Origin of the sequence: Specibacter sp. RAF43, assembly GCF_052114065.1 — a bacterium.
GTDB lineage: Bacteria > Actinomycetota > Actinomycetes > Actinomycetales > Micrococcaceae > Specibacter.
The window spans coordinates 1-12,181 of sequence record NZ_JBFREA010000010.1 but is presented as its reverse complement, the minus strand read 5'-3'; the positions used below and the strand labels follow the sequence as shown (position 1 = coordinate 12,181).

Sequence of the window (12,181 nt, the reverse complement as noted above, 5' to 3'; positions counted from 1 at the left end):
CCGCACGACGCGGCGCCCGCGTCAGTAGTCCGGGTTGCTCGGGGTGACCAGGCCCGTTTCGTAGGCGTAGACCACCACCTGGACCCGGTCGCGCAAGTGCAGTTTGGTCAGGATCCGCCGCACATGGGTCTTGACGGTTGCCTCGGACAGAAAGAGGCGGTGCGCGATTTCGGCATTGGAGAGGCCCTGGGCAATGGCGTGGGTGACTTCCAGTTCGCGCGGCGTCAGGTCCGCCAGGAGCGGATCGCGCGGTGCGGGGGCCCGCTCCGGCTGCGAGCGCACAAAGTTCTCCAGCAGCAGCGCCGTGATGCGCGGGGCCACGACGGCGTCGCCGCTGGCCACGAGCCGGACGGCCTTGACCAGTTCCGTCGGTGCCACGTCCTTGAGCAGGAAGGCGCTGGCGCCGGCCCGCAGGCCGGCAAAGGCGTATTCGTCCAGGTCAAAGGTGGTCAGGATGATGACCCGGGCCTCGGAGTCCGATGCGCCGATCTTCGCGGTGGCCTCGATCCCGTCCATGACGGGCATGCGCACATCCATCAGCACCACGTCCGGGTCGAGGCGGTCCACGGCGGCCAGCGCCTCGACGCCGTTGGCGGCCTCCCCCACGACGCTCAGGTCATCCTCGCCCTCCAGGATGAGCCGGAATCCCATGCGCAGCAGGGGCTGGTCGTCCACGAGCAGCACTGAAATCGGTGCGGTCACGTTCATCGCGTCACTTTCGCTGGTCATGGTTTTTCGGTTCCCTCGGACAGATGCAGCAGCGCCTCGACCGTCCAGCCGCCCGGGGAGGGCCCGGCGTCGACCGTCCCGGCGAAGATGCCGGCCCGTTCGCGCATGCCCACGATTCCCTGCCCGGCGCCCACCGGCGCGTCGACGGAGCCGTGCCCGTCGTCGGAGACCTGAATGCGCACCGTCCCGGCGTCGAGGCCGATCACCACCTGCACCCGGGAGACGGAGGTGCCGTAGCGGAGCACATTGGTGAGCGACTCCTGGACAATCCGGTAGACGGTCAGGGCCAGTGCGGGGTCCTCGGGCAGGGACGGCCCGGATTGGGTGACCACCAGCGGCAGCCCGGCCTGCCGGAACCCGTCGACGAGGGTGCGCAGGTCGCTGTGGTCCGGTTGCGGGGCGCGCCGGCCGTCGCTGCCGGCGTCGTCCCGCAGCACCCCGAGCACCCGGCGCATGTCGGAGAGCGCGGTCCGCCCGGTTTCGGAGAGGCGGCCCAGCACCTCCCCCGCCTGCTCGGGGTTGCGCTTGACCGCGACGGCGGCCCCGTCGGACAGTGCCACCATCACGGTCAGCGAGTGGGCGACGACGTCGTGCATTTCCCGGGCGATCCGGTTCCGTTCGGCGACCGAGGCAAGCTGGGCGTTCCTGATCGCCCAGGAACGCAGTTCCGCCTCGTGTTCGCGGCCGCGGCGCACCGACGCCCCGACGCCGGTGGCGACGGTATTGGTCAGCAGCAGCACGATCACGCTGATGATGTTGCTTGCGGTGGCGGAGGGACCGTCCGCGAGCAGGTATTCCCGGGGATACTGGTAGAAGAAGAGCATGTAGGCGACCAGTGGAAAGCTGGCCAGGGCGGCCATGACGAAGCTGAAGACGGAGCGGTACGTGACGGCCACCGCGTATAGGCCAAACCACAGGCTGGTCCCGATATTGCCCGAGGTCGGGACCAGGATGATGCTCACGACCTCCAGCACGGACAGGGCGGCCAGGACGGTGAGCGGCCGGCTGCGGCGGAACATCAGCACCACGGCCCCGGCCAGCATCAGGGCGGCGTGCACCGGCAGCCGGGCCGTGAGCGGGCTTAGGAACGTGGCGGAGCCGGCGAGCAGGTACGCCGCAACCACCATCAGGTCCATGACCCTCGGGTGGTTGTACAGGTAGCGGCGCATCAGGCCGCGGCGGCGGGCCGAGAATTCCTCGGCGCCCCTGCCTGCCGCGGGCATCTCGGAGGCCGGGATGTCGGCGGGGGTTGCGGCCGTTCGTTCCGCAGCCCCCGCCTGGCTGTGTGTGCGCATGGAAGCCAGTCTAGAAGCCTTGTGGCAGCCGGACTTTTTTGGCCGTCCTAGATGTCACGGGTCTTGAGGGAGATGACGGCCGGGACCGTCAGTGCGGTGATCCAGGCCAGGAAGATCAATCCGCCGGACAGCGGGCTGATGTAGGCCGCCTTGTCGCCGATCTCCAGCATCCGGCCGCCGGCCGCGCTGGGCACGTACTGGCCCACGTACTTCCAGAAGTCGCCGGGGACCAGCCCGAGCAGCGACGTGCCGATCTCCAGCAGGAAGAACAGGGCCACCAGCACGACGATGCCGCCGGCGGAGTTGCGGATCAGCGTGCCCAGGGAAAGCCCCGCCAGGGCGACGCCGGCAACGTACACGCCGCCCATGAAGATGCTGTACAGCACGCCGTCACGGCCCAGCGACATCTCGATGCCGTAGGAGTTCAGGATCGGGATGGAGATCAGGAACGTGGCAATGGCGGCCAGCAGGGTCACCATGTAGGAGACCACCACCAGCACGATGGCCTTGGCGAAGAACGCCGGGAGCCGCTTGGGCACGGCCGTCATGGTGGAGCGGATCATCCCGGTGCCGAACTCCGAGGCGATGAGCAGCACGGCCAGGGCGCCCAGGACCAGGATGCCCAGTTGCAGCCCGGCAATGGGCACCCCGTAAATGGTGATGCCCTGGGAGTTGGCCGCCTCAATGGCCTGGTCCATGGTCATCTTCGGACCGGCCGGGGCGCCGGATTCGCGCGGGCCCCCGGGGCCGGATTCCATCAAGGTTTCGATGATGGTTCCGCGCAGCCAGGCGGCCAGCGTGCCAACGCCCACAACGGCCACAAAGGTGAAAAGCAGCAGCAGCCGGGTGGACATGAGGGACCGGAACTTGATCCACTCGCTGCGCAGGACCCCCGGGAAGGACAGGGAGTCCGCGCCGGCCCGCGACGGAGCGGGAATCGTCGTCGTGCTCATCATCTTCAGTGTCCCTTCGTGACAACGGGCGCGGGTTCGGCATCCGCGAATTCATGTGATTGGTACTCCACGGCGTCCTTGGTCAGGCCGAAGTAGGCCTCCTCCAGGGAGGTCGTGAGGGGGGTCAGCTCATAGACGAGCACGCGGTTCTCCAGGGCGATCTGGGCAATCTGGCGCGAATCCAGCCCGGCAACCTCAAGGGTTTCGTTTTCCAGGCTGTCAACCCGCACGCCGTCCCCGGCCAGCAGCTGGCCCAGCCGCACGACGTCGGCGGTCCGGACCCGGGTCTTGGCCTGTTGGGCGCCGGCCAGGATTTGCTCGATGGGTGCGTCGGCGATGATCCGCCCGCGCCCAATCACAATCAGGTGGTCGGCGGTTTGCGCCATTTCGCTCATCAGGTGGGAGGAGAGAAAGATCGTTTTGCCCTGGCCGGCCAGGTGCTTGGCCAGATTGCGCACCCACAGCACGCCTTCGGGGTCCAGGCCGTTGACGGGCTCGTCCAGGATCAGGGTTTGCGGATCCCCGAGCAGGGCGGCGGCAATCCCCAGCCGCTGGCCCATGCCCAGCGAAAAGCCGCCGGCCTTCTTCTTGGCCACGGCCGCCAGCCCGGTCATGTCGATGACGTCGTGGACCCGCTTGGTCGGAATGCCGTGCGTGGCCGCCATGGCCAGCAGGTGGTTATAGGCGCTGCGGCCGGTGTGCACGGCCTTCGCGTCCAGCAGCGCACCCACCTGGTGGAGCGGATCGCGGTGCTCGGCATAGTGCTTGCCGTTGACCCGCACCGACCCTGCGCTGGGCTTGTCCAACCCCACGATCATGCGCATGGTGGTTGATTTTCCGGCGCCGTTCGGGCCCAAAAAGCCCGTCACCATCCCGGGGCTGACGGTGAATGTGACACCGTCAACCGCCGTCTTGGCACCGTAGTGCTTGGCGAGGTTTACTGCCTCGATCATGTGGATACCCCTTCAGGCGACTGTGGAAAGCTGCGTGCGGCACATTGGCCGCGGCCTACCCTCCACGGTACGGTGCGCCGGGCGCCATTGCGTCTCTCTCAGGGATGAATCAGGGTTGATTCAGGGTCGTCCCTTGGGATGACCGGCGGGTCAGCGGGTGCTGATGGAGGCGAACTTGCGGATGCACAGCGGGACAAAGATGCACAGCATCACGATGGCGCCGATGACCACCGTGGGGACGGCATGTTGGATGGTCCACGCGTCCGGGACGGGGGCGGTGCCCTGGTTGCCAAAAAGCGTCCGTGCGGCGTGGACCAGGGCGGAGACGGGATTCCAGTCCGCAAAGATGCGCAGGGGCGTGGGGAGGTTGCTGGACTGCACAAACGCATTGGAGATGAACGTCAGCGGAAACAAGATCATGAATGAGGCATTGTTGATCACCTCCGGGGACCGCACGCTCATGCCCAGCAGCGCCATCACCCAGCTGAAGGCATAGGCGAAGAGCATCAACAATCCCAAGCCGGCCAGGAAGTGGGACCAGGGCGTGGTGACCCGCCAGCCCACGACAAACCCGGTGGCCATCATGATGACCATGGATATGGCGTTGAGCACAAGGTCCGAGTTGGTCCGCCCGATGAGCACGGCGGAGCCGCTCATCGGCAGGGTCCGGAACCGGTCAATGATGCCGTCCTTGAGGTCCTGGGCCATGGCCGCCCCGGAGAACGTGGCCCCGAAGACCACCGTTTGGGCGAAGATTCCGGCCATCAGGTACTGGGTATAGTCGGTGCCCTGGACGGAAATGGACCCGCCATAGATTTGGCTGAACAGCACCACGAACATGATGGGCTGCAGCACGGCAAAAATGACCATGTCCGGGGAGCGGCGCATCTTGATCAGGTTCCGCCAGGTCATCATCCACCCATCGGAGAGCCACATGGCGGCCGCGCCCGGCGCGTGTGGGCTCAGGGCCTGTGCGGTCACGGGGACACCTCCACGTCTTCTTCCTTCTCCGCCACGTGGCCGGTGAGCTTGAGGAAGACGTCGTCCAGCGTGGGGCGCCGGATGCCGGCGTCGTGCAGTTCAATGCCGGCCGACTTCAAGTCACCCAGCACCCCGTGCAGGGCATCCGGGCCCGATGCCACCCGGACGTGCGCGGTCCGGGCGTCCGATTCCTCGGCCGGCTCCCCCGCCGCATAGCGGGTCAGCACGGCGACGACGGCGCTCATGTCCCGTTCATCAACAGCCGTCACCTCCACCCGGTGCCCGCCAATTTGGGCCTTGAGCTCGTCAACCGTCCCGTTCGCGATGACCTTTCCGTCGTCCACCACGGAAATGTGGTCCGCCAGCTGGTCCGCTTCCTCCAAATACTGGGTGGTCAGCAGCAGGGTGGTTCCGTCCGCCACGAGCCGCTTGATGACGTCCCACATGGCCAGCCTGCTGCGCGGGTCGAGTCCGGTGGTGGGCTCGTCCAGGAACAGCACGCGCGGGCGGATGACCAGCGCCCCGGCGAGGTCCAGGCGGCGCCGCATGCCGCCGGAGAACCCCTTGACGGGCCGGGACTGCGCCTCGGACAGCTCAAACAGCTCGATGAGCTCGGCGGCACGGGTTCGGGCGGTGGCCCGGCCCAGGTGGTACAGCCGGCCAACCATTTCCAGGTTTTCGAATCCCGTGAGGTTTTCATCGACGGCCGCATACTGCCCCGAGACGCCGATGAGGCGCCGGACGGCCTGCGGATCGGCCCTCACGTCGATGCCGTGCACAAACGCCGTGCCCGCATCCGGGCGAATCAGGGTGGTCAGCACCTTCACCACGGTGGTCTTGCCCGCCCCGTTGGGCCCCAGGATCGCCTTCACGGTGCCTTGCTGGGCCGTCAGGTCCATGCCGTCCAAGGCATGAACGGCGCCGCCCCTGGCCTTGTACGTTTTGCGCAGCCCGGACGCTTCAATCATGTCCATCGAATGCCCTTAACCATTAGGGGGTCCCGTGGCGGCGACCCGCGTCCACGTGTCACCCCGCCAGACTATGTGCCCGGCCCAGTTGCCGGAAGAGGTCGGCCCACTTTTTCCGTCATTGGAATGGTTGGATGCGCCTTTCCCTTCCTGCGGCGCCGGCGCCCCGGCCGCTGCGATGGTCGCTCCGGACGTTATTGTGGGCCAGCCTGCCCGCGCTGGCCCTGCTCATCCGGCATCGCCGGCTGGCCTTGTTCACGGCCGGCGCGAACCTCGGCACCCTGGGAGCCACCCACCTGATCAAGTTCACGGTGGGACGGGTGCGGCCGCGGGAGTGGCTGGTCCCGGTGGATTCCGGTTCATACCCGTCCGGGCATGTTAGTGCCACCGTGGCAGCGGCGGTGACAACCGCCGTCGTACTGGGACGCGTGTGGATCTGGATCAGGGGTGATTCTCAGCGTTGCCATGATGTACAGCCGCAGGTACCCGGGTGCGCACTGGCTCCCCGATACGATGGCCGGGGCGCTCCTCGGGGCCGGGCTGACCCTGCAGCTCTGGGCCATCGTGGGCAATAAATGCCTTGAGCCGTATATAGGCGGCTTACGCGCCCGCGCCCTCGTAGGCCGACTTGGGCAGCGGCCTGGCCGCCGGGGCCGTCAGGAGGGAGGCGATGATGGCCACGCCGATCGCCAGCAGCGCCCAGCGGACCGTGACCTGGTCGCCAAGGAAACCCAGCAGCGGAGGACCGGCCAGGAACGCCACATAGCCGACCGTTGAAACCACGGAGACGCGGGCGGCGGCGCGCGCCGGGTCGTCAGCGGCGGCAGACATGCCCATGGGAAAGCCCAGCGCCGCGCCGGCACCCCAGAATATGGCGCCCACCCCGGCCAGCCAGATGTTGGGGGCCAGCACAAAGAGCACCAGCCCGGCCAGCGCCGCGCCCAGGCTGCCGTACAGGACGGCAACGCGCCCGTACGCGTCGATGAAGCGACCGCCCAGGAATCGAACGGTGGTCATGGCGGCCACAAATACGGCCAACATGATGGCCCCGGCGGATTCCGTGGCGCCGATCCCGTCCACCGTGGCCTTGGCGATCCAGTCATTGGCGGCGCCCTCGGTCAGGGCGGCGCCCAGGACCACCAGTCCCACGAGCAGCGTGCGGTTTTCCGACCACGCGCTGCGCCCCCTGGCCGCCGGGGGTTTCGGCGCCCCGGTATCCACCACCACAGACGGCTTGGTCCCGTAAATACCAGGGAGAAAGTGGCGGGGCACCGTGAACATGACGACGATTACCAGCCCCACGATGGCGAACAAGTGGCCGGGCAGGCTGACATTCATGGCCGACAATCCGGCGCCCAGCACGGCGCCGACGAACGCGCCGGCGCTGAATCCGGCATGAAACGCCGGCATGATGGTCCGGCCGAGGTGGCGTTCCACGTCCGCGCCCTCGATGTTTTGCGACACGTCCCACACGCCGATCCCCGCGCCAAAAAAGAATAGGCCCACGGCCGTGGCGGGAACTGAGCCGAAGACCAGCGCGGTCGCGATGACCAGCCCGCCCACCGAAGACGTGAGGCCGCCCACCCGCACGGCGTTGGCGGTGCCGATCTTCGCCACCACCGTCCCGGCCAGCGGAAGGGCAATGACGGAACCGGCGGCAATGGTCAACAGGAGCCAGCCCATTTGCCCGGCGGTCAGCTCCAGGATCCTGGTGACGGCCGGGATTCGCGCCGCCCAGCTGGCAAAGGCCAGCCCGTTGACGCCGAAGATGACAAATGTGGCAACAGTGGCGCGGCGGACCGCGAGCTGATTCATGGCGGGATTGCCCTTCACTTCCGAGAGGGTCATGGGTTGTTACTGCCACTCTAGTGTTCGTGGCGGCCGCGTTTGTGGCGGCAGTGTTCGTGGCGGCCGCACGCCCTCGACCCCGCGGCGCGGGCTGCCGTTTTGCCTAGCGGGCCCGCTCCACGCGTTCTTCGTCCCAGACGGGTTCATCGGATTCGTAGACCTCGCCGTTGGTGCCGAAGACCAGGAACCGGTCGAAGGAGCGGGCAAACCAGCGGTCGTGGGTGACAGCGAGCACGGTGCCCTCAAACGAATCGATGGCCTTCTCCAGCGCCTCGGCGGAATGCAGGTCCAAGTTGTCCGTGGGCTCGTCGAGCAGCAGCAGCGTGGCGCCGGAGAGCTCCAACAGCAGGATCTGGAAGCGCGCCTGCTGGCCCCCGGAAAGCGAATCGTACTTTTGCTCGGAGCTGGATGCCAGGCCGTAACGGTCCAATGCCCCGGCGGCGGCTTCGCGGCCCAGCCCGGACCGGTGCTCGTCGCCGCGGTGCAGAATATCCAGCAGTGACCGGCCCAAAAGATCCGGCCGCGCATGCGTCTGGGCAAAGAAGCCGGGCCGGATGCGGGCGCCAAGTTTTACGGAACCGGTGTGCGGTACGTGCGCAATGTCGACGTCGGACACGGGTTCGTGTTCCTTGTCCGGATCCGAGCCACCGGCCGCGAGCAGGCGCAGAAAGTGTGACTTCCCGGACCCGTTGGACCCCAGGACGCCGACACGGTCGCCAAACCACACCTCCGTGCTGAACGGCTTCATCAGCCCGGTTAACTCCAGCTTCGTGGCCACAACGGCGCGCTTGGCCGTGCGCCCGCCCTTGAGCCGCATCTTCACGTTCTGCTCAATGGGCAGGGCCTCCGGCGGCCCCTTCTCCAGAAACTGCGCCAGGCGCGACTGCGCGGCCTGGTAGCGATTGGCCATGTCGGAGCGGAACGCCGCCTTGGTCTTGTACATGATGACGAGTTCCTTGAGCTTGACGTGCTCCTCGTCCCAGCGCTTGCGCAGTTCCTCGAACCGGGCGTTGCGGTCGTCGCGGGCCTTCACGTAGGAGGCAAAACCCCCGCCGTGCGTCCAGCTGGAGGCGCCGTTGATGCCCGGCTCCAGCGTGACGATCCTGTCGGCGGCGTTTGCCAGTAGCTCCCGGTCGTGGCTGACGAACAGCACGGATTTCTCCGACTCCGCCATTTTTGCTTCGAGCCAGCGCTTGCCCGGGACGTCCAGATAGTTGTCCGGCTCATCCAGCAGGAGCAGTTCATCCGGGCCGGAGAACAGTGCCTCCAGGACCAGGCGCTTTTGCTCGCCGCCGCTGAGCGAGGAGGCCTTCCGGTACTGGGCCGCGTAGAAATCCATGCCCATCGCGGCCATGGTGACCTCGTCCCACGTGGTCTCCATCTCGTACCCGCCCACGTCGCCCCAGTCGGCGATCGCCTGCGCGTAGGCCATCTGGGTGGGTTCGTCGTCGCGCTCCATCATTGCCAGCTCGGCGTCGTCGACGGCTTTTCCGGCCGCGGCAATGGTGGCCGAGGCAACCGACAGGAGCAGGTCCCGCACGGTGCTCTCGTCGCGGACCTGACCCACAAACTGACGCATCACCCCCATGCTGCCGGAACGGGAGACCACGCCCTCATCGGCCTTGATGTCCTGGCAGATGATGCGCAGCAGGGTGGTCTTGCCCGTGCCGTTCGGTCCGATCAGGGCCGTCTTGGTCCCGTCGGAGACGCGAAAATTCACCCCGTTCAGCAGCTGTCGGCCGTCGGAGAGAAAGTAGTCAATGTTTGCCACGTCGATATGTCCCACGCATCAATCCTCCCATCATTGCGGGTCCTCCATGGAATGGCAGACGAGCATGAGGGCCGCGAGGGTGGTGGCCGGGGAAGTGATTCTGCGAGGTGCCGGAAACTATTGTGTGGCCGCCCGCTGCGCTGCGTGGGTGGACGCGTATGAGGGCGTTGGTGACGCCTCGGCCGGCTCGGTGGCCGCAGGGGTCGGCGACGCTGTGCTATCCATCGTTGCGGTTGGCGACGGCGTTGCCGTTGCCGTTGGCGTTGGCGTTGCCGTTGCCGTTGCCGTTGGCGACGGTGTTGCCGTGGGTATTGGCGACGGAGTTGGCGTTTCAGTTGGTGTCGGTGTTGGCCTGGGTGTCGGTGAAACCGTAGGAGACGGCCCCGACGTTGCCGTTGCCGACGGCGTGGGCGTTGCCGTTGTTGTTGGCGTTGGTGTTGGCGTTGGGGTTGGCGAAGCCGTTGCCGTGGGTGTTGCCGTTGCCGTCGGGGACGGAGTTGCCGTGGCCGTCGGCGAGGGCTGGGACGCAACGCTTGGCGACTCCGTGCGGTTTGGCGTCGCCGTCTTGGCGTTTGGGTCAGCCGTCGCCTGGGCCGACTTGTCCGTAGCCGACCTATCTTGCGCCGCCTTGTCCTGGGCCGCAAAGCCGGGCATCGTGAAGTACTTCCAGGAATTGCTGGTGGCTTCGGGCGTGTGCAGGATGGTGCCCACGGATGGGTTGAGCGCGCTGATCATGTGGCCGTTGCCGATGTAAATGCCGACGTGGGACCAATGGTTGGGTCCGTCGGGGTTTTGCACCACCAAGTCACCCGGCTGCGGGTTGCTGGTTTCCACCATGGGCAGCCACTGTTCCGTGCGTGGCAGGGCGACGCCCGCCTGCGCATACGCCCACTGGACAAACCCGGAACAGTCCCACCCGTTGGCAAAACTCGTCCCACCCCAAACGTAGCYGTGGCCCAGCCCCCGGTAGGCGGCCGCCACAATTTCCTGGCGCACCAGGGACATGGCAGCGGTCGAAAGTTCCGTTCGGACCCCGGGGTCGCGCCCGAGGGACCAGGCGAAGTTCAGTGTGTTCCCGGGCCCCGTCAGATCGAGCACCTGCCTGACCGGCGGCATTTTGGATAGCAGCAGCGAGCTCGCGAACTGCACTTGGAATTGGAGATCCCCTGCTGCGAGGGAATCAGGAGTAGATGAACCGGCCGGGCTGACCCTTGGAACGGACTGCAAAGTTCGGGCAGCGGCGGCCGCATCCGCAGGGGACGTGTCGACCAAGCCGGCCCCGATGAATCCGCCGGCCGCCAACATTGTGCACGCTACGGCCAGCCCGACTTGAAATGCGCGCCCCGGCACCGGCCCGGATTCGGAAGCCGGCGGAACCAAATCGGCCGCAGCCGAACCGCTCGTACGCTCCTGAAACGCACAATTCCGGGGAAGCTCATCTCGTGAAGTCGGCACGTGGAGTTCTCCTGCAACTTTGCAAACGGTATGCCAGAGCCTACGCCCGGGGGCAGGCTTGGAACAGTGGTTCGCGGGCAAAAAGTTGCGTCGATGGAGCCCTCGCCGGTCGGCCCTGTTGATCCGCCGGCCCCGTTGAGCTGGCAGCTCCTGCGGGTAGGTGCGCCTGCCGGGATCCGGGACTGTTGAGCTGGCAGCTCCTGCGGGTGTGCCGGATGTGTCGGTCCCGGCGGGCAGAATCGATGCCACCGGGTTGTCGACTCCGGGGGCCGGGCGACGCCACAACCCCGGGGACCACGGACGGGGCCGGGCCGGGGAAACAGCAATATAGAAGATAAATACGTGAAGCTATTCCATAACTAGAACAAAGTGGGTAAGGTGGGATCATGGGCACGACGGATCGGCCCGGTAGCAGCGGGGACTCCACCCCCACCGGACCGTCGCATCTGGATCAACACCCCGGCCGCCGGCCGGAGGACGATGAGCCACGGCTCACCGATGATCAGTTGGCCGCCCTGATCGCCACCGACCCCCTCGCACACGAGCCCTGGGCCGGCTTCAGCGCCGCGGAACTGGCCTGGCACCTGGCCGCCGGCTCCTTCGCCGAGGAGGACCCCGGCGCCGAACTCAGCGACGCCGACATCGCCCGCCTCATCGCTACCGCCCCGCCGACGACTACCCCGCCCCCGCCGACTACCCCGAGACCGCCGAGGACGTCCCCGACGCCGTCCCTGTTCCGTCCGTCCCCGGTGCGGGCGCGTCCGGTGAGGGTGGGTCGGTGTTTCCGGTGCCGGTGATGCCCGCGCCGTGGGCGGATCCGGGCCAGGCTGACCCGGCCCTCTCCCGGCCCGGGCCCGGGGTGGGAGCCCGGGTGCGGATGCTGCGGGCCGCGGTCCCGGACCTGCCCACCGCACCCCGACCGCACAACCCGGCCGGGGTGGTGTGGTCCCCGGTCCCCGGGGCGGACGCCCTGGCCGGCCTGGACCCGGCGGCCCTGGGCGAAAACGACCTGCTGGACTACGTGCACGCGGCGAACCGGCTCGCGGCCTGGGCCCGGGGCCGGGAAGCCACCGCCCTGGCCGTCTTCGCCACCCGCCGCCCGCCCCTGGCCGGGGAAGACCCCGCCACCGACCCCGCCTACCGCTCCCGCTACGCGGACGCGGAAATCATGGCCCTGTACGCGATCGGCCGCGGCCGCGCCCACACCCTCCTGGACCATCCTGGACCA

At 67.5% G+C, this 12,181-nt stretch carries 11 protein-coding genes and 1 pseudogene; 3 read left to right on the top strand and 9 right to left on the bottom strand.

What is annotated here, in order from left to right:
- Positions 1-21: 21 nt before the first annotated feature.
- The 8 genes from AB4Y80_RS07050 to AB4Y80_RS07015 all read right to left on the bottom strand — a co-directional run bounded on the left by AB4Y80_RS07050 (position 22) and on the right by AB4Y80_RS07015 (position 9,513).
- On the bottom strand, positions 22-708 hold the full coding sequence (locus AB4Y80_RS07050; protein WP_442213342.1) for a response regulator: 687 nt from the start codon (positions 706-708) through the stop codon (positions 22-24).
- Positions 709-725: 17 nt separating this feature from the next.
- Positions 726-2,024 carry a sensor histidine kinase gene (locus AB4Y80_RS07045; RefSeq protein ID WP_442213088.1) on the bottom strand — a complete coding sequence of 433 codons (1,299 nt, stop codon included), beginning with the start codon at positions 2,022-2,024 and terminating at the stop codon, positions 726-728.
- Positions 2,025-2,071: 47 nt separating this feature from the next.
- Positions 2,072-2,977 carry an ABC transporter permease gene (locus AB4Y80_RS07040; RefSeq protein ID WP_442213086.1) on the bottom strand — a complete coding sequence of 302 codons (906 nt, stop codon included), beginning with the start codon at positions 2,975-2,977 and terminating at the stop codon, positions 2,072-2,074.
- 5 nt (positions 2,978-2,982) lie between these two features.
- Positions 2,983-3,930 carry an ABC transporter ATP-binding protein gene (locus tag AB4Y80_RS07035; RefSeq protein ID WP_442213084.1) on the bottom strand — a complete coding sequence of 316 codons (948 nt, stop codon included), beginning with the start codon at positions 3,928-3,930 and terminating at the stop codon, positions 2,983-2,985.
- A 150-nt stretch (positions 3,931-4,080) separates the two neighbouring features.
- Positions 4,081-4,866, bottom strand: a complete 786-nt coding sequence (locus AB4Y80_RS07030) for an ABC transporter permease (protein WP_442213340.1) — start codon at positions 4,864-4,866, stop codon at positions 4,081-4,083.
- 41 nt (positions 4,867-4,907) lie between these two features.
- Entirely contained in the window at positions 4,908-5,885 is a 978-nt protein-coding gene (locus tag AB4Y80_RS07025; RefSeq protein WP_442213083.1) for an ATP-binding cassette domain-containing protein, read from the bottom strand.
- Between the two features lie 594 nt (positions 5,886-6,479).
- Positions 6,480-7,727, bottom strand: a complete 1,248-nt coding sequence (locus tag AB4Y80_RS07020; protein ID WP_442213081.1) for an MFS transporter — start codon at positions 7,725-7,727, stop codon at positions 6,480-6,482.
- A gap of 103 nt (positions 7,728-7,830) precedes the next feature.
- Positions 7,831-9,513: an ABC-F family ATP-binding cassette domain-containing protein gene (locus AB4Y80_RS07015; protein ID WP_442213079.1), complete on the bottom strand. Its 1,683-nt coding sequence runs from the start codon at positions 9,511-9,513 to the stop codon at positions 7,831-7,833.
- 49 nt (positions 9,514-9,562) lie between these two features.
- Between AB4Y80_RS07015 and AB4Y80_RS07010 the strand changes: the two genes are divergently transcribed.
- Positions 9,563-10,252: a hypothetical protein gene (locus tag AB4Y80_RS07010; protein WP_442213354.1), complete on the top strand. Its 690-nt coding sequence runs from the start codon at positions 9,563-9,565 to the stop codon at positions 10,250-10,252.
- Positions 10,253-10,269: 17 nt separating this feature from the next.
- Here the strand turns inward: AB4Y80_RS07010 and AB4Y80_RS07005 are convergent.
- Positions 10,270-10,503 (bottom strand): annotated as a pseudogene (locus tag AB4Y80_RS07005) (C40 family peptidase); the annotation flags it as partial.
- 836 nt (positions 10,504-11,339) lie between these two features.
- On the opposite strand from AB4Y80_RS07005, the gene AB4Y80_RS07000 reads away from it, so the two are divergent.
- Positions 11,340-11,750, top strand: a complete 411-nt coding sequence (locus AB4Y80_RS07000) for a hypothetical protein (protein WP_442213077.1) — start codon at positions 11,340-11,342, stop codon at positions 11,748-11,750.
- Positions 11,732-12,181: hypothetical protein (locus AB4Y80_RS06995; RefSeq protein ID WP_442213075.1), on the top strand; the 450-nt coding region annotated here is incomplete at its 3' end. The genes AB4Y80_RS07000 and AB4Y80_RS06995, both read left to right, overlap by 19 nt.